15 protein-coding genes, 1 tRNA gene and 1 pseudogene are annotated in these 17,093 nt (G+C 58.5%); 6 read left to right on the top strand and 11 right to left on the bottom strand.

Features of this window, described 5'->3' with window-relative positions; genetic code table 11:
* Nucleotides 1-64: 64 nt before the first annotated feature.
* Nucleotides 65-571, bottom strand: a complete 507-nt coding sequence (gene mug / locus ACOTYB_RS15190; RefSeq protein ID WP_409248946.1) for a G/U mismatch-specific DNA glycosylase — start codon at nt 569-571, stop codon at nt 65-67.
* Nucleotides 572-695: 124 nt separating this feature from the next.
* On the opposite strand from mug, the gene ACOTYB_RS15195 reads away from it, so the two are divergent.
* Nucleotides 696-771: transfer RNA gene (locus ACOTYB_RS15195), tRNA-Ile, on the top strand.
* Between the two features lie 218 nt (nt 772-989).
* Nucleotides 990-2,159 (top strand): DNA repair protein, encoded by a 1,170-nt coding sequence (locus ACOTYB_RS15200; RefSeq protein ID WP_045343350.1) that lies wholly within the window; start codon nt 990-992, stop codon nt 2,157-2,159.
* Here ACOTYB_RS15200 and ACOTYB_RS15205 read toward each other — a convergent pair whose 3' ends face one another.
* Nucleotides 2,160-2,924, bottom strand: coding sequence for a siderophore-interacting protein (locus ACOTYB_RS15205; RefSeq protein WP_409248945.1), 765 nt, complete (start codon nt 2,922-2,924; stop codon nt 2,160-2,162).
* A gap of 145 nt (nt 2,925-3,069) precedes the next feature.
* On the opposite strand from ACOTYB_RS15205, the gene ACOTYB_RS15210 reads away from it, so the two are divergent.
* Nucleotides 3,070-3,564, top strand: coding sequence for a PadR family transcriptional regulator (locus ACOTYB_RS15210; RefSeq protein ID WP_003862595.1), 495 nt, complete (start codon nt 3,070-3,072; stop codon nt 3,562-3,564).
* Here the strand turns inward: ACOTYB_RS15210 and ACOTYB_RS15215 are convergent.
* On the bottom strand, nt 3,561-5,120 hold the full coding sequence (locus ACOTYB_RS15215) for a methyl-accepting chemotaxis protein (RefSeq protein WP_022651882.1): 1,560 nt from the start codon (nt 5,118-5,120) through the stop codon (nt 3,561-3,563). The two genes, ACOTYB_RS15210 and ACOTYB_RS15215, sit on opposite strands and share 4 nt — an antisense overlap.
* A 238-nt stretch (nt 5,121-5,358) precedes the next feature.
* Nucleotides 5,359-6,879, bottom strand: a complete 1,521-nt coding sequence (locus tag ACOTYB_RS15220; protein ID WP_058652650.1) for a methyl-accepting chemotaxis protein — start codon at nt 6,877-6,879, stop codon at nt 5,359-5,361.
* 422 nt (nt 6,880-7,301) lie between these two features.
* On the opposite strand from ACOTYB_RS15220, the gene ygjG reads away from it, so the two are divergent.
* A complete protein-coding gene (gene ygjG / locus ACOTYB_RS15225; RefSeq protein WP_022651884.1) occupies nt 7,302-8,681 on the top strand; it encodes a putrescine aminotransferase in 1,380 nt (459 codons plus the stop codon).
* Nucleotides 8,682-8,766: 85 nt separating this feature from the next.
* Here the strand turns inward: ygjG and ACOTYB_RS15230 are convergent, their stop codons facing one another.
* On the bottom strand, nt 8,767-9,369 hold the full coding sequence (locus ACOTYB_RS15230; RefSeq protein WP_045343353.1) for a helix-turn-helix domain-containing protein: 603 nt from the start codon (nt 9,367-9,369) through the stop codon (nt 8,767-8,769).
* 42 nt (nt 9,370-9,411) lie between these two features.
* Here ACOTYB_RS15230 and ACOTYB_RS15235 point away from each other — a divergent pair, with 42 nt between their 5' ends.
* Nucleotides 9,412-10,101, top strand: a complete 690-nt coding sequence (locus ACOTYB_RS15235; protein ID WP_023323765.1) for a B3/4 domain-containing protein — start codon at nt 9,412-9,414, stop codon at nt 10,099-10,101.
* Nucleotides 10,102-10,195: 94 nt separating this feature from the next.
* Here ACOTYB_RS15235 and lsrG read toward each other — a convergent pair whose 3' ends face one another.
* From lsrG to lsrA, 6 genes and pseudogenes are all read right to left on the bottom strand, one after another.
* A complete protein-coding gene (gene lsrG, locus ACOTYB_RS15240) occupies nt 10,196-10,489 on the bottom strand; it encodes a (4S)-4-hydroxy-5-phosphonooxypentane-2,3-dione isomerase (RefSeq protein ID WP_003862606.1) in 294 nt (97 codons plus the stop codon).
* On the bottom strand, nt 10,486-11,373 hold the full coding sequence (lsrF, locus tag ACOTYB_RS15245; RefSeq protein WP_023333522.1) for a 3-hydroxy-5-phosphonooxypentane-2,4-dione thiolase: 888 nt from the start codon (nt 11,371-11,373) through the stop codon (nt 10,486-10,488). The genes lsrG and lsrF overlap by 4 nt, the downstream gene beginning before the upstream one ends.
* 11 nt (nt 11,374-11,384) lie before the next feature.
* Nucleotides 11,385-12,386, bottom strand: coding sequence for an autoinducer 2 ABC transporter substrate-binding protein LsrB (gene lsrB, locus ACOTYB_RS15250; RefSeq protein WP_045343356.1), 1,002 nt, complete (start codon nt 12,384-12,386; stop codon nt 11,385-11,387).
* Nucleotide 12,387: 1 nt separating this feature from the next.
* Nucleotides 12,388-13,365: an autoinducer 2 ABC transporter permease LsrD gene (gene lsrD / locus ACOTYB_RS15255; RefSeq protein WP_220153362.1), complete on the bottom strand. Its 978-nt coding sequence runs from the start codon at nt 13,363-13,365 to the stop codon at nt 12,388-12,390.
* Nucleotides 13,366-14,397, bottom strand: a complete 1,032-nt coding sequence (gene lsrC, locus ACOTYB_RS15260; RefSeq protein ID WP_023314884.1) for an autoinducer 2 ABC transporter permease LsrC — start codon at nt 14,395-14,397, stop codon at nt 13,366-13,368. It abuts the gene before it with no gap.
* Nucleotides 14,394-15,881 (bottom strand): annotated as a pseudogene (lsrA, locus tag ACOTYB_RS15265) (autoinducer 2 ABC transporter ATP-binding protein LsrA). The gene lsrC and the pseudogene lsrA overlap by 4 nt, the downstream one beginning before the upstream one ends.
* Nucleotides 15,882-16,096: 215 nt before the next feature.
* On the opposite strand from lsrA, the gene lsrR reads away from it, so the two are divergent.
* Nucleotides 16,097-17,068 (top strand): transcriptional regulator LsrR, encoded by a 972-nt coding sequence (gene lsrR / locus ACOTYB_RS15270; protein ID WP_059294738.1) that lies wholly within the window; start codon nt 16,097-16,099, stop codon nt 17,066-17,068.
* Nucleotides 17,069-17,093: the final 25 nt, after the last annotated feature.

Here is a 17,093-nt window from a genome sequence, read left to right on the forward strand (position 1 = left end):
TTTTTTGTTTATTCCCTCTCCCTGTGGGAGAGGGTCAGGGTGAGGGCATCAGGCCGCAGAGGAGCTAAAGCCCCCTCACCACAAGCGCCTCATCAAGTTCCCGATACGCCTCCACCAGCTTGTCCAGCGTCGCCCTATTCAGCCCGCTGGGGTTCGGCAACACCCAAACCTGCGTTACGCCAATGGTAATGTTCTGCTTACCCCACTTCACACCGCGCTGGCTGAACGCCTGCTCGTAGGCCTGCTTGCCGAGGATCGCCAGCGCCGCGGGCTGATAGTCTTCAATTTTCGCGATCAGCTCACGCCCGCCAGCGCGCAGCTCATGCAGATTCACTTCGCTCGCCTGCACCGTGGGTCGCTCGACCAGCATGGTGATGCCACAGCGCGTATCCAGCAGCTGCTGCTCTTCTTCCGGCTTAAGCTGTTTGTCGGTAAATCCGGCCTGGTGGATCACCTTCCAGAAGCAATTTCCCGGATGAGCAAAGTGAAAACCGGTGTGCGCCGATGACTTGCCCGGATTAATACCGCAGAACACCACCCGCAGGCCAGGGGCCAGAATATCGTTGATCATCTCTACTCCTGTCTATGCATCTTAAGATAAGTATAAAGGATTGATTATGCGTTGTTTATAAAAACAGCAGGCAGGTGTGAATGGCTGGATTGCTGAGGGGAGTTACTTTATAATTCACCGCCACGGCCCCTTAGCTCAGTGGTTAGAGCAGGCGACTCATAATCGCTTGGTCGCTGGTTCAAGTCCAGCAGGGGCCACCAAATTTTAGCTTTAGAATCATCCAGTTAAGCCACTCGATTGAGTGGCTTTTTTGTAAGTAATCCACCACACGTAGCCCGGCCTGCCGCTTCCCCTCACAAACCCTAAAAACTAAAGAAATCCCCCATCGCGCCGATCATCATCCGTGTGTATTATTTCCTGTAGCTTTTACAACAACTAACCTTAACTCAAATACTTAAGCGCCAGAGCGAAAGGCATCATGAGCACACCGATCAAACGGCTAGAAATCATTAAAAATGCCATTGAGCTGGAAGATGACGACATCATCCGGAGCCAGTTGAAACGTCTCAAAGAGGAAGCCTTTGACGATGAACTCCTGTCCATCGTCGCGGCGCTTGAGCAGAAAAACTATACCGCAGCCCTTCGCGCTATCACCGCCTGGCTGCAAAGCCAGCGCGCCGTTACCCCGTGGCGTGACCCGCAGCTGGCGGCCAGCAAGCTGGAGCTAAAAGCCCTGGAAGAGCGTCTGCGCGATCTGATTGATCGCCGTAACGCCCGGGTACAGCAGCTTGATGAGTTCAACGATCTCTATTTCTCCCGCCTCGGGCCGTTGATGCAGCAGATCCTCGCCCTGCGTAAAACGCTGGCGGAGCTTAACCTGCGTCGTCAGCAGGCGGAGACGCGTCGTCGGGAAGAGGATTACCGCCGCTGCCAAAGCTATATGGCGCAGGCCGTAGAGGTTCTGATAACGCTCACCCGGCGCTGGCGAGATCTGCCTGCGGATTCCGTTCAGGCGGCAGAGGCGCGCAAGCATCTTCAGCAGCAAAGTAATCTGATTGCCAACCTGCTGGCCGAAGCGATGGAGCTGGAGACCGGTTTAACGCGTGAAGAAGAGCCGGCACGTCAGGCGCGCGATGAGGCCAACGAAGAGTACAAGAAGTATCGCGAACAGCATCATGATGCCGAAGTTCGCCTGCGTAAAGGCAAGGATCTCTCTGAAGAGGATCGGAACGAGCTGAAGCGGCTCTGGCGTCAGGCGAGCAAGCTATGCCACCCGGATCTGGTTGCCGATGATTTAAAAGAGGAAGCCAACAGGATGATGGTGCAACTCAACCAGGCCAAACAGCGCGGCGACGTGAAGGCCATTCGCTCGCTGATCGCCCGTCTGCAACAAGGGTTTGAACCGATGATGGCGAGCGACAGGCTGAACGACCTGGAACGTATTCGTAAAAAGATGGCGCAGGTGCGTGAGCAAATCGACACCCTGGTGAACGAGCTGGCAGAGCTGGAGAAAGAAGAGTCCTGGCTGCTCGTCTCGTCGCTCAGCAATATGGAAGCCTACTTTGCCCAGCAGGAGAAAGCGCTGAAAGAGGTATGCGCCTCGCTCGAACATCAGGTGAGCGAAGCGCAGCTGGATCCCGCTGCCTGATTATTTGGCGTGCCAGTACGCGCTGGCACGCACCAGCTGTGGGTCAATTGCGTCGGTTTCAAACTGACGGCTCAGGCGTTTCACCCCCTTCCCCTCCCCGGTCAGCCAGATAAAGTAATCCTCTTCCGGCACGGCCAGCGCTGCAAGATGGTCGGCTACCGCCTGCTCGTTGTGGCCAATAACCCAGGTGATGTTGAACCCGCTCAGGTGCGCCAGATAGTCCTGGTACGTCGCATCGCCCACGGTGACGATGGCGTGGATCGCCGGGCGAACAGGCAGTTTTGCGATGCTTTCTAAACGGCGGCGCAGCGCGGGCATGCCCGACTCGTCGCACACGTACAGCTGCCAGGCGTAATCTTCCGGCACCACCAGCGAACCACGCGGACCGCCGATGGTCAGCTTGTCGCCCACCTTCGCCTCTACCGCCCAGTTGCTGGCAATGACACCATCATGAACGAAGAAATCGAGCGCCAGCTCATGTTTTTCGTCATCGTACAGCGGGGTATAGTCACGCGCTTGCGGACGCACGCCGTCGCCCCAGTCGATGCCTTCATCAGTCACCACAGGCGGCACGAAAGTGGTGCCCGGTGCCGGGAAAAAGACTTTGGTATGGTCGTCAAAGCCGCGAGAGCTAAAGCCCTCCAGCGCCTCGCCGCCTAGCACAATGCGCTGAAATCCTGCACTGACTCGCTCAGTGCGCATCACGTTCAGCTCACGAAAACGCAGGTCATTGCGGACACGTTGAGGGTAACGGGTAGATGCCATGTTGATGCCCTTCTCAGGTGAATACGATATATCGGAATGAATTTTTAATGATAATGATTGCTATTAACTCAGAAATCAAGATTTTTTAGATTGCATCTGAATATATCTTAGATATAGTTTAGATATATCAAATTGAGGAAGAAACATGCGACACGAACACGACGGCGGCGGACGCCGGCCACGATTTTTTGGTCATGGCGATCTGCGGCTGGTGATCCTGGATATCCTGACCCGCAACGCGAGCCATGGTTATGAGCTGATCAAAGAGATCGAGAACCTGACGCAGGGACATTACACGCCAAGCCCTGGCGTGATCTATCCGACGCTGGATTACTTGCAGGATCAGGCGCTTATCACCATTACCGAAGAAGAGAACGGCCGTAAGCGGATTGCGATTAACGCCGCCGGAGAACAGTGGCTGGAAGATAACCGGGAACAGCTGGAGCAGATCCAGACGCGTATCAAGGCGCGCTCCGTCGGTTTCCAGCTGCGCAAAAACCCGCAGATGAAGCGGGCGCTGGATAACTTCAAAGCGGTTCTGGATCTGAAGGTTAATCAGGGAGAGCTCAGCGACGCGCAGTTAAAACAGATTATCGGCGTGATTGACCGCGCGGCACTGGAGATCTCCCAGCTGGATTAAGCCAGCACGCCGTCGCTCACGCGGAACACGCGGACCAGCTCTTTCAGGTGCATGGCCTGTTCGTTAAGGGATGCCGCCGCCGCAACGGACTCCTCCACCAGCGCGGAGTTCTGCTGGGTGGTGGCGTCTATCAGGCCAATCGCGCTGTTGATCTGCGAGATGCCTTCCGTCTGTTCGTGGCTGGCCTGGCGAATCTCACGCAGGATGACGTCCATCTCTTCCACGTTGCCGACCATGCCGTTGATAAGCCCGCTGGCCTTCTCCACAAGGTTCATGCCGTCCTGCGTCTGGCTTGTGGAGCTTTCAATCAGCTGGCGGATCTCACTCGCGGATGTTGCACTTTTCTGCGCGAGCTGACGTACCTCGCCCGCCACCACCGCAAAGCCGCGACCATGCTCACCCGCGCGCGCCGCTTCGACCGCCGCGTTCAGCGCCAGAATATTAGTCTGGAAGGCAATGGCGTCGATCAGGTCGATAATGTCGGACATCCTGTTCGATGTTTCGTTGATCAGGCGCATCTTGCTGGTGACCTGCTTCATCATCTCGCCGTTGTTTTTGACCACGGCAGCCGCATCGGCAGACAGGTTCGTCGCTTCTCCGGTGTGGGACGCGGTGTTCTTCACCGTAGCGGTGATCTGCTCCATCGACGCAGCCGTCTGTTCAACGGAACTGGCCTGCTCCTCCGTGCGGGCAGCCAGATCCTGGTTGCCCGCGACAATCTGCGCGGCGGCGCTGGAGATGTTTTCCGATCCGGTTTGCACCTGCTGCACAATCTCCAGCAGGCGCGTTTTCATCTCCATCAGTGCGGTGAGTAGCAGTCCGGTTTCATCTTTACCGTGCGAGGTAATGCTGCCGGTGAGATCGCCATCGGCAATGGCCTCCGCAAAATTCACCGCGTCGTTCAGCGGGCGGGTAATGGATCGCACAATGAACCAGCCAGTCAGGCTGGCTGCCGCGACGCTAAAAAGCGTAATCAGGATCAGCAGGAGACGATTGGTGCGGAAATCACCTTCCACCTGCTCGCCCGCACTCTGCATTTCATGGTCCTGGATCGCAATCAACGCCTGCACTTTCGCTTTATAGGACTGTTGCAGGTTCAGGGTGTTGGTCATCATTTCGTTTATCGCGCCCGCACGGTCGTTATTCTGCACGGCCTGCAAAATGCGGTAGCGCGAGTCAAGATATTGCTGGCGCACGCCGTGGATATCGGCCAGCACCTGTTGGGATTTTTTATCCTTGAGAGCGTTGTCCAGCTCGCTCAGGATTGCGGCGATGCGCTCGCTGATCGCCTTCAGACGCTGCTCTGATTGCGCCGTGTACGTCCCCTGTTCGTCCAGCAGCATGAGCTGCTGCGTGCTGATAAATTCCTGGAAGTTGTCGATTAACTGGTTCGCTTTTACCGTCGTTGGATAATCGCTGGTAAGGATGGTTTGCATTCCATTGTTTGCCCGATTCAGGCTCATCAGAGACAAGCTTGCGCTGACGACCATCAGGACAATAAATAATCCAAACGCCAGAAATAATTTCGTGCCGATCTTTACGTCATGTATGAACATATTTACCCCATCGATGTGATTATTTCTCAGACGATCGCTGTTATCGACAGGAAACTCTCTAACTTTATGACTTTGATCGTTTTTTTATTTCTCACTTTCAATAAATCCGGGGCGTAGCAATTAAAAATCGGGTGTTTTTTTAGTTACTTAATATTTCATTAACAACATAACTTATTCTGAAAAACAAAAAAGCCGTTTACCCCGGAGGAATAAACGGCTTTATCGAAGCATGCATTTCTTAATGCAGCACGGTAACCGCATCTTCAAGACGTCCGGCCCGGTGCTTAACCATCGCGGAAATCTGCGCGCTCTCTTCGACCAGGTCAGCATTTTTCTGCGTAATGCTGTCCAGCTCTGCCACGGCACGGGTCAGCTCTGTCAGGCCTGTCGCCTGCTCTGAGGTGGCGTGGCTAATCTGCGCGATAAGCTGCGTGACGTTTTTCACCTGCTCGACAATATCATCCATGGTACGTCCCGCGGCGTGGACCTGATCGGCGCCCGACTGCACTTTGCTGGCGCTGGCGTCGATCAGCTTACGAATATCGTTAGCTGCATTCGCGCTGCGGCTGGCAAGATGACGCACTTCGCCCGCCACCACCGCAAAGCCTTTCCCCTGCTCGCCCGCGCGTGCCGCCTCAACCGCGGCGTTCAGCGCCAGAATATTGGTCTGGAAGGCAATGTCATTGATAAGCGAGGTAATAGAGCCAATGCGCTGGGTACTGTCGGCTATGTCATCCATGGTTTTCACCACGGTCTGCATCACGGTGCCCCCCTGCGTGGCCGCGCTGCTGGCGGCCATCGACAGCTTGTCGACTTCGGCTGCGGTCTCAGAGTTACTCTGCACCGACGCCGCCATCTGGTTCATTGTTGCCACGGTCTGCTGCACGTTAGCCACGGTCTGGCGCGTGCGGTCGTTGAGATCTTCATTGCCCTGCGCCAGCCTGTCGCTGCCGTCGCGCACGCTCACCACCTGGCTGGAGACGTCGTTGATCAGCCAGCGGCACATCAGCCCCAGCTGTCCGACGGCCCGCAGCGTCAGCCCCAGTTCATCGCTGCGGTTAAGATGCTGCACGCTGTTACGCTCTCCGGTAGCGACCCTGAGCGCCTGCCGTGCGACGTTTTCCACCGGGCGGACAATCTGTTGCTCAAACACCAGGGTGCCAAGCAGCATCACCACGGCTGCCGCCACCAGCGAAGCCCAGCCCGCGGCACTGGCAACCAGCGTTGCGGCCATCACCGCAAAAAGTACCGCCATTACGCTGCGCACGCGCCAGCGCAGCGGCATCGCCGGTAATTTGCCGAGCCAGCCTTTGCGCACCACCAGCCCTTTATGAATGCGTTTTTTGCTACGTCCTTCGTTGAGCGCCTTATAAAGCGGCTCCACTGCGGCGACCTCGTCCTCGGTGGCGCGGGTACGAATGGACATATAGCCCGTCATCTGGCCGTTACGCACCATCGGTACCGCATTGGCGCGTACCCAATAGTGATCGCCATTTTTACGTCGGTTTTTGACAATCCCGCTCCAGGGTTCGCCCTTTTGCAGCGTGTACCACATGTCGGCAAAAGCCGCTTTCGGCATATCCGGATGGCGCACAATGTTGTGCGGTTGCCCGAGCAGCTCCTGGAGCGTAAAGCCGCTCACTTGCACAAAGGTGTCGTTAGTGTGGGTCATGTAGCTGTGGAGGTCGGTGGTCGACATAAGCGTGGTGTCATCGTCCAGCGGATATTCATTCTGGGTGACATAGTCAGGAGAGGACATAGTGAGCATCCCTTGCAGGTTATTTGAATGTTAATTTTGTGGCTTATGTTTTTTCGGCGATAAAAAATTTATCTTTAGTTGTTAAATATGATTGAGATCGCAAATCTCGGTTAAACCGCACTTTTCGTGCGTTTTTCTAATTAATTGATTTAAAATACTTTCGAGACGAAACTACCTACAAAGCATGATCCCCCGGCGCACACTTAAGGCGCATTTCCTGCCCTGGGGTAGTGCAATTGACGACACCCCATCCCCGGCTCGTTATCCCTTATCCCGTGCGGCGCGCAATGGCATGATTAAATATTGTGCAAATTTGATTTCGCCTGGCGTTTATCCCGATTTTTGTTAAGGCATCTGAGGTGGCGTAATCCCTGCAATAATTAACTCAGTATCATGTGATACGCGATCCCCGGGAGCATATTTTGAACAGGTTACCTTCCAGCGCCTCGGCTCTTGCCTGTACCGCGCACGCACTGAATCTCATTGAAAAGCGAACGCTTGATCATGAGGAGATGAAACAACTTAACCGTGAGGTCATTGATTACTTTAAAGAGCATGTGAATCCTGGTTTTCTGGAGTATCGCAAATCTGTTACCGCCGGCGGGGATTACGGAGCCGTAGAGTGGCAAGCGGGCAGTCTGAATACGCTTGTCGACACCCAGGGACAGGAGTTTATCGATTGCCTGGGTGGTTTTGGTATTTTCAACGTGGGGCACCGTAATCCAGTTGTGGTTTCCGCCGTACAGAATCAACTTGCGAAACAACCTCTCCATAGCCAGGAACTGCTCGATCCGCTTCGCGCCATGCTCGCGAAAACGCTGGCAGCCTTAACGCCCGGCAAACTGAAATACAGCTTCTTCAGCAACAGCGGCACCGAATCGGTCGAAGCGGCGATTAAACTCGCCAAAGCGTACCAGTCGCCACGCGGGAAATTTACCTTTATCGCCACCAGCGGCGCGTTCCACGGGAAATCCCTGGGCGCGCTGTCGGCGACCGCTAAATCCACTTTCCGTAAACCGTTTATGCCGCTGCTGCCGGGCTTCCGCCACGTACCGTTCGGCGACATCAACGCCATGCGCACCATGCTCGGCGAATGCCGTAAAACCGGCGACGACGTGGCGGCGGTGATCCTGGAGCCGATTCAGGGTGAAGGCGGCGTGATCCTCCCGCCGCAGGGCTATCTGCCCGCCGTGCGTCAGCTGTGCGATGAGTTTGGCGCGCTGCTGATCCTCGACGAAGTGCAGACCGGGATGGGGCGCACCGGCAAGATGTTCGCCTGTGAGCATGAGAACGTTCAGCCGGATATTCTGTGCCTGGCAAAAGCGCTCGGCGGCGGCGTGATGCCGATTGGCGCAACGGTCGCCACTGAAGAGGTGTTCTCGGTGCTGTTCGACAATCCATTCCTGCATACCACCACCTTTGGCGGTAACCCGCTGGCCTGCGCGGCCGCGCTGGCGACCATCAACGTGCTGCTGGAGCAAAACCTGCCTGCGCAGGCGGAGCAGAAAGGCGACATGCTGCTGGACGGCTTCCGCCAGCTGGGCCGGGAATACCCGGATCTGGTACAGGATGCGCGCGGGAAAGGGATGCTGATGGCGATTGAGTTCGTTGATAACGAAACCGGTTATAGCTTCGCAAGCGAGATGTTCCGCCAGCGGGTACTGGTGGCGGGAACGCTTAACAACTCGAAAACCATCCGCATTGAACCACCGTTGACGCTCACCATTGAGCAGTGTGAGCAGGTGCTGAAGGCGGCGCGTAAGGCGCTGGCGGCGCTGCGGGTGAGTGTGGAAGAGGCGTAAAAAAAGCCGGGTGGCGCTACGCTTTCCCGGCCTACAACACACTGCATATGCAAGCCCGGTAAGCGTAGCGCCACCGGGCTGCTTTTTATCGGTGAAACTCTGCCACCGTCATGGTGAAGCGAAGCACGGTATCGCTTTCATTGGCATAGCCGTGCGCCGCTTCCGTTTTCGCCACCGCCGACGCCCCGGCAGCTACCTGCGTTACCGTCTCGTCCACCGTCAGGGTTAACATGCCTTCGTTCACGTGCAGCAGCTCAAACGTTCCCGCCGGATGTCCCGGAGAGGTGAACGTTTCTCCCGGATGCATCTCCCACTGCCACAGCTCAATCATATCCGGGCCTGCGGTGCCTGCCAGCAATCTGGCGTAACCGCCCTGTGCGCCCTGCCACAGAACCGGGATCGCCTCTTCCTGAATAATGTGTATCTGCGGCTCGCTGGAGACGTTAACGATATCTGCCACCGAGACGCCAAGCGCGGCGGCCAGTTTACACAGAATGGCAATGCTGGGGTTGGCAGCCCCTTTTTCGATCTCCACCAGCATGCCTTTGCTGACGCTGGCGCGGCGAGAAAGCTCGTCCAGCGACAGTTTTTTCTCTTTCCGCCAGCTGCGGATACGGTTCGCGACGGCCAGGCTTACCTGGGCAACATCGGCACCCGCACCGGTCATTATATTGACTTTATCAGTCATTGGTCACTACCATTGTATAAAACAGTCAATACAGGATTATTTATGTCTCTTGTAACACCGTCAATAGATTCGCGACTTGTCGGGATCGCGCCCGGCTTTCGGGCGCTGAGCATTCTGGTTGAAGCTGCCCCGATTACCCAACCGGAGGTTGCGCCCGCTGCGCTGGCGCAGGCCTGCCAGCAGATGCTCAATGATGATGTGCCCTGGGCAGAAAATCATCTCGCCGCCTGGGATGAGGTGTTTAAAGCCTTTGGTGCAAAACCCAAACGTACGCCCTGCTCGGCCTCGGCCCTGCGCAAGCGCGTGATGAGAGACGGTTCGCTGCCGCAGCTCGACCCGGTGGTGGATATCTATAATGCCATCAGTATCCGCTACGCTATTCCGGTAGGGGGAGAAAATCTGGCGGCTTACTCGGGAGCGCCGCGCCTGACGCTGGCCGACGGCAGCGAGCCGTTTGATACCGTCAAAGAGGGTGAGCCGGTAGTCGAAAATCCGGAGCCAGGCGAAGTTATCTGGCGTGACGATCTTGGCATCACCTGCCGCCGCTGGAACTGGCGACAGGGGATACGCACGCGTCTGGACAGCCAGGCGCAGTCCATGTGGTTTATTCTCGAAAGCCTGCCGTCGATGCCGCTGGCGGCATTACAGGAAGCTGGCGATGAGCTGGTGAGCAATCTGCAAAAGCTGATGCCGGGCGCGACGGCGCGTATTCAGTTGCTGGAGCTGGCGTGAACAACGCCGGGTGGCGCTGCGCTTACCCGGCCTACAAAATCAACACCCCCCGTACCCGTAGGCCCGGTAAGCGCAGCGCCACCAGGCAAAACCGCTACTCCGGCAACAATCCGACAAAGCTGCGTTTTTTGCGCGGCTCCGACATCAGCTCCTCCAGCTTATCCACGCACGCGAGATAGTGCGGGGTTTGCTTATGCGCCAGCACCGCCTCTTCGTCTTTATAGGCTTCGTAGATAAAGAACCGGGTTTTCACCCGCGGGTCCTGCAATACGTCGAAGCGCAGGTTGCCCGGCTCCTTGATCGCCCCCTCGTGGTTGGCGCGAAATACCTCCAGAAACTCGTCCACCCGCTCGGGCTTGATGTTGATCTCCACCAGCGTCACGTTCATTTTGCTTCTCCCTGTTTCTCTTCCTGCCAGAACTGGAACGCATCGCGGGCATTCCAGTTCTCGTGAACCACTTTCTTCACCGCCTTCAGCATGGCGAGCGGCGCGCTGGACTGGAAGATATTCCGCCCCATGTCCACGCCGGACGCGCCCTGGTCAATCGCCCGCCAGCACATCTCCAGCGCCTCGTGCTCCGGCAGCTTTTTGCCCCCCGCGATAACGATCGGCACCGGGCAGCTGGCGGTCACTTTTTCAAAGCCCTCGTCCACGTAATAGGTTTTGACGAACTGCGCCCCCATTTCGGCGGCGATGCGGCTTGCCAGCGAAAAATACCGAGCGTCACGCGCCATCTCTTTCCCCACGCCCGTCACCGCCAGCGTCGGCATGCCGTAGCGCGCCCCTGCATCGACCAGCTTGATGATATTGTTGATCGACTGATGCTCAAACTCGCTTCCGATGTATACCTGCGCCGCCACCGCGCAGACGTTCAGGCGCAGCGCGTCTTCCATCGCCACCGCCACGCACTCGTTAGACAGCTCGCCCAGAATCGAGTTACCGCCGGAGGCGCGCAGCACCACCGGTTTGTTCGTCGCGGCAGGTACCTGGCTCCTGAGGATGCCGCGGGTGCACATCAGCACGTCGGTTTCGCCAAACAGCGGCGCGATGGAGAGATCGATACGCTCAAGGCCGGTGGTCGGTCCCTGAAAGTAGCCGTGGTCAAAGGCCAGCATCACCGTGCGGTTGCTCTGCGGGTTGAAAATGCGCGAAAGCCTTGACTGCATGCCCCAGTCGAGCGAGCCGCAGCCCTTCAGGGTGTACGGCACATTCTGCTGCGGCGTACCGATGCCAAAATCCTTGCCGTCTTTGATGTCGTCTAAATCAGCCATTTGCTCCCCCGTCAGAAATCGTATTTGCTGATGTTCTCTTTGGTGAACACCACGCGCTCCGGCAGCAGCACGATGCCGTTGCCCTTCGCCTCATACTGGTAGCCCTGCACGCTGTTCGGCTCGACCTTCAGCGTCCCGATATTTTTCACGTCTACGCTGTCGCCGACGTTAAGATCGCCTTTTTTCAGCAAACGATCGGCGACATTGACCGCAATTTTGCCCTGTTGCACCACATCCCACAGGCCGAAGGCTTTCACCGTGCCGCGCTCAACGTACGGGCGCATCACATTCGGCGTGCTGAAGCCGACAATCGCCACCCCTTCCCGTTTCAGGTTTTCCGCCGCCTGTGCCGCGGCTGGCAGGGCGTTGGCGTCCGGGGCGATGATCGCATCCAGATCCGGATAGGCCTTTAAGATCCCTTCGGCGGTTTGCAACGATTTGGTGGCGTCGTTATAGCCAAACTGGGTGGTGACGACCTGCCACTGAGGATGATCTTTCTCGATTTTGGCCTTCGCCTCTTTCACCCACTGGTTCTGGTCGGTGACGGTCGGGCTGGAGTAGAAGAACGCCACTTTCGCGTTCGGTTTGGTGACCTGCTTGCCCGCCATCTCCACCAGCAGGCTGCCCAGCTGTTCCGGCGTCCCCTGATTGATGTAGATGCTGCGGCACTCCGGTTTGGTGTCGGAATCCCAGGTCAGGACCTTGACGCCGCGCTGCATCGCGCGCTTCAGCGCCGGGCAGAGACCGTCCGGTGACACGGCAGAGACGATGATGGCGTTATAGCCCTGGTTGACGAAGTTATTGATGAGCTGCACCTGACCGGAGACGCTCGGCTCGGTCGGGCCGTCGTAGGTCACGTCCACGCCAAGATCTTTCCCCGCCTCTTTCGCGCCGTTGCCGCCGCTGGTGAAGAATCCCACGCCTACCAGTTTCGGGATAAAGGCAATGCGGTCCGCCGCCTGCGCCGAAGCGAAGCTGAGGGCCATTGCCAGGACGAGCAGTTTTGTTTTCATCTTACGCTCCGGATAGTTTTCTGAAGAGAGATCGCACCCATTCGCGGTGCAGACTCAGCGAACGCCCCATCACCACCACAACCAGCAGCGCCCCCGACAGCGCGCTCGACACCTGGTTGGGGATGCCGACCATCTGTAAACCCTGTTGCAGATACCCCACCAGCAGCGCCGCCAGCGCCGTACCGACAACAGAACCTGACCCGCCGTAGATATTGGCTCCGCCGAGCACGGCGGCGGTGAGCGCGGGCATCAGCAAATCGCGCCCCAGATCCGAACGCGCAGAGCCGAAATAGGAGACCATCACCAGCGCGGCAATCGCCGAAGCCACGCCCACCAGGCCGTACAGCGCGTAGGGCATGCCGTTCACCGGCAGCGCCGCATAGCGCGCCGCGCGCGGGTTCTGCCCAATCAATAACAGGTGCCGACCAAAGCGCCCACGGTGGGTAATCAGCCAGAAGAAGGCGGTAATCACCGCGAACAGCACCAGCGGGATCGGCAGCCCCAGCACCGTGAGGTTAGCGAAGGCGGTAAAGCTGTCCGGGAAGCCGCCGATGCCCTCGTAGCCCGTCGCCCCCGCCATGCCGGAGAGCAGCAGCGCGCCGCCGCCGTAGAGGTAGAGCGTGCCGAGGGTAATGACCATCGGGCTGATGCCGGTGTAGTGGATCAGCGCCGCATTCACCAGCCCGCACAGCAGACCCAGCAGCAGCGTAAGCGGAACGGCGACCGCCATCGGCCACCCGGCCTGCATCATCACCCCCAGCGCAATCGCGCACAGGCCGATGGTCGAGCCGAGGGAGATGTCGATCCCGCCGCTGATAATTACAAGCGTAAGCGGCAGCGCCACGATGCCAATACAGATGAAATCGCTGGTGCTGAACAGCAGCATGTTGATATCAAGCATGCGCGGGTTGATGGCGCCGAAGAGCAGGATCTCCAGCACCAGTAAAATCAGCAGCGCGCTTTCCCAGTTAAGCCTCATTTACGCCACCTCTTTTTTGCGTTTGGGAAACGGGGTAACGTGCTTTCCCCCTTTGTTACCGGGCTGGAAACGGCTGTATTTCAGCGCCCGCTGATGCCGCGCCAGTGCCTGACGCAGACGCCCGTCGAGCACCAGCACGCCCAGCAGCACCAGCCCGGCGATAAAGTCGTTCCACCACGCCGGGAGCCTGAACAGCACCAGCACGGTATCGATTTGGGTGAGGAAGAACGCGCCGAGGAACGCACCGACCAGCGTGCCGGTGCCGCCCAGCAGCGAGATGCCCCCCAGCACGCAGGCAGCGATGGCTTTCATCTCCAGCCCGCTGCCGGTCTGGTTGGGCACGAAGCCTATCTGCGCGGCAAAGACGATCCCGGCGCAGGCCGCCAGCAGGCCGTTGAGGGTAAAGGCGATCATGCGGGTGCGGTTCACCGCCACGCCCAGCTGGCGCGCGGCGGTGAGGTTATCCCCCACGGCGTAAAAATCCCGCCCAAAGGCGGTGCGCGACAGCGTCCACGCGCCGGTGGCCGCGATAATCAACACCAGCATGCCGAGCGGCGAAATGCCGACGGCGGCAGGCTCAGAGAGGGATTTCAGCCCCGGCGGCAGCCCTTCTATCCACTTCCCGCCGGTCCAGAGCAGCATCGCCCCGCGATAAAGCCCCAGCGTGCCGAGGGTGGCGACAATCGCCGGAATGCGCAGGCCCACCACCAGAAAACCGTTGAACGCCCCGGCCAGCGCGCCGATCGACAGCGCGAAGAGAATGGAAACGGGCAGGCTGTAGCCGCTGTTAAGCGCCACGCCGACGGCAATGGCGGACAACCCGACCGTGGAGCCGACGGAGACGTCAATATTGCGGGTCAGCATCACCAGCGCCGCGCCGATAGCCAGCAGGATCAGGATCTGCGAGCTGGCGAAGATCATCCCCAGCGTCTGTAAGCTCAGGTACGACGGGTTCAGCGCCACCAGCACGGCGAACAGCGCCAGAATGGCGAGAAACGCGCTCAGCTCGCGGTTTTTCAGTAAGATCTTCATGATTGCCCTCCAAACGCCAGCGCCATCATCCGGTCGAGGCTGACGGCGTGGCGCGGCAGCTCGCCGCTGAGCACGCCCTGATGCATTACCAGCACCCGATCCGCGAGGCCGGGAAACTCATCGAGATCGCTTGAGATCATCAGCACCGCCACGTTCTGCGCCGCCACGCTTTTCAGCAGCTGATAAATATCGGCGCGCGCCGAGACGTCCACGCCGCGCGTCGGTTCATCGACGATCAGCAGCAGCGGGTTGGCCTCCAGACAGCGCGCCAGCAGCACCTTCTACTGATTACCACCGGAGAGCGTGCGCACGGTTTGATCCGCATGGTTGAGCTTGATCCCCAGCGCCCGGTGATAGCGTTCCACTACAGCAGACTCCCGCTTTCGCTGCTGCCAGAGCGACGGCTCGTTCAGCGCCACGGTGTTCCAGCGGATCGGCGCGTCGAGAAACAGGCCGGACACCTGCCTGTCTTCCGGCAGATAAACCAGCCCTTTTTCCAGACGTGAACCCACCGGTTCGGTGGTGATCTCCTGGTTCTCCAGCCACACCCGCCCGCCGCGTACGGGACGCAGGCCGTAGAGCGTTTCGGCAAACTCGGTGCGCCCGGAGCCTACCAGCCCGGCCAGGCCGACGATCTCCCCGGCGTAGATCTCAAGGCTGAGATCGATAAACCCTTCCCCGGTAAGATCCTCCACCCGCAGCACCTGAAAGTCCTGCGGCTGGGTGCGGCGGTTGCCCGGCAGCGCCAGCCACAGCTTTTGCGTATCGCTCAGGGAGGTCTCCCGGCTTACCGGCGTCATGGCGGCGATCAGGGCGTTATCGTCAAACTGCGCGGTTTCGCCGCTGAGCACCACGGCGCCGTCGCGCATCACCGAGACGTGACTCGCCAGCTGCCGAATCTCCGGCAGCTTATGCGAGATAAAAACAATCCCGACGCCAAGATCCTGCAAGGCGCGGATCTGGCGAAACAGCCGTTCGGTTTCACCTGGCGTCAGCGAGGCCGTGGGTTCATCGAGGATCAGAATTCTGGCGTTGCGCATCAGCCCACGCAGGATCTCCACCATCTGCTGGTCAGCCACCTCGAGGGTGCTGGCGGTGGCGTCGAGGTTAAGCTGGCACTGCAATTGCCGGAGTTTTTCCGCCAGACGATTTTCCCGATCGCGCTCTCGCGGCAGACGAAACAGGATGTTTTCCCGCACCGTCAGGTTGGGAAACAGCAGCGGCTCCTGCGGCACCAGATAAATGCCTAACCTGTGCGCCTGAGCCGGGGTAAGCCGTGTAAAAGACTCACCCGCCACCGAAAGTTCACCGCTATCCGGGGTTTCTACCCCGGCGATGATCTTCATCAGCGTCGATTTTCCCGCGCCGTTACCGCCCATCAGCGCATGCACCTGCCCCGCAAGCAGCGTGAAATCAATGCCTTTTAAGACCGGTACGCCTGAAAACTGCTTGCTGATATCACGCGCGTCGAGAAGTGGTGTCATCATCGCTCCGCTATTGAACAAATGATTTTTACATTTAATAATGTTCAAAAGCGTAGACGGTGAACTATATTTACAACCGTGCAGGGATCACAATTTTATCGATTGAGATTTAGATAAACCGGAATCGATCGAAAAGATCCGTTTTGTCGCGTGGCTCACATTTTCACGCCACGCCATTACGAACATATGATCTAAATTTTTATAAGAGTTCAATTATGAGCGATAAACGCACTGCGGAAGAAGGACGGTTTGCCGGGCTGGCACTGGCGGAAGAGGAGCTGGTGGCACGCGTGGCCTGGTGCTACTACCACGACGGGCTGACCCAGAACGATATCGGCGAACGCCTCGGGCTGCCGCGCCTGAAGATCTCCCGCCTGCTGGAGAAAGGCCGCCAGTCCGGGGTGATCCGCGTGCAGATCAACTCCCGCTACGAGGGCTGCCTGTCGCTGGAAACCGAGCTGCAACAGCGCTTTGGCCTGAAGCTGGTGCGCGTGATGCCTGCCCTAAATACCCCGCCGATGAACGTGCGGCTGGGCATTGGCGCGGCGCAGTCGCTGATGGGCGTGCTGGAGCCCGGCCAGCTGCTGGCGGTGGGGTTCGGTGAAACCACCATGAGCAGCCTGCAACACTTAAGCGGCTTTATCAGCTCGCAGCAGATCCGCCTGGTGACGCTCTCCGGCGGCGTCGGGCCGTATATGACCGGTATCGGCCAGCTGGATGCGGCCTGTAGCGTCAGCATGATCCCCGCCCCGCTTCGCGTGTCATCCGCTGAAGTCGCCGGGATCTTAAAGCGCGAAACCAGCGTGCGGGACGTGATCCTCGCCGCGACCGCCGCTGACGTGGCGGTGGTCGGCATTGGTTCCGTGAACCAGCGCCGTGACGCCACCATCCTGCGCTCCGGCTATATCAGCGAAGGTGAACAGCTGATGTACGCCCGTAAAGGGGCGGTGGGCGATATCCTCGGTTATTTCCTTAACGCCGAAGGGGAATGCGTCGAGGAGCTGGAGATCCACAAAGAACTGCTGGGCGTCACGCTCGATGAACTGGCGCAGCTGCCCACCATTGTCGGCGTGGCCGGAGGGGAAGAGAAAGCCGATGCGATTTATGCCGCACTGAAAGGTCGCCGTATTAATGGCCTGGTGACGGAAGAGACGACAGCCCGCGCGGTGCTGGCTCTGGCCGGATAAGAGCAGCCCTGCGCTAACAGCGAGG

It is taken from the genome of Enterobacter cloacae complex sp. IR5450 (genome assembly GCF_049238665.1).
In the GTDB taxonomy this organism is placed as follows: domain Bacteria; phylum Pseudomonadota; class Gammaproteobacteria; order Enterobacterales; family Enterobacteriaceae; genus Enterobacter; species Enterobacter hormaechei_C.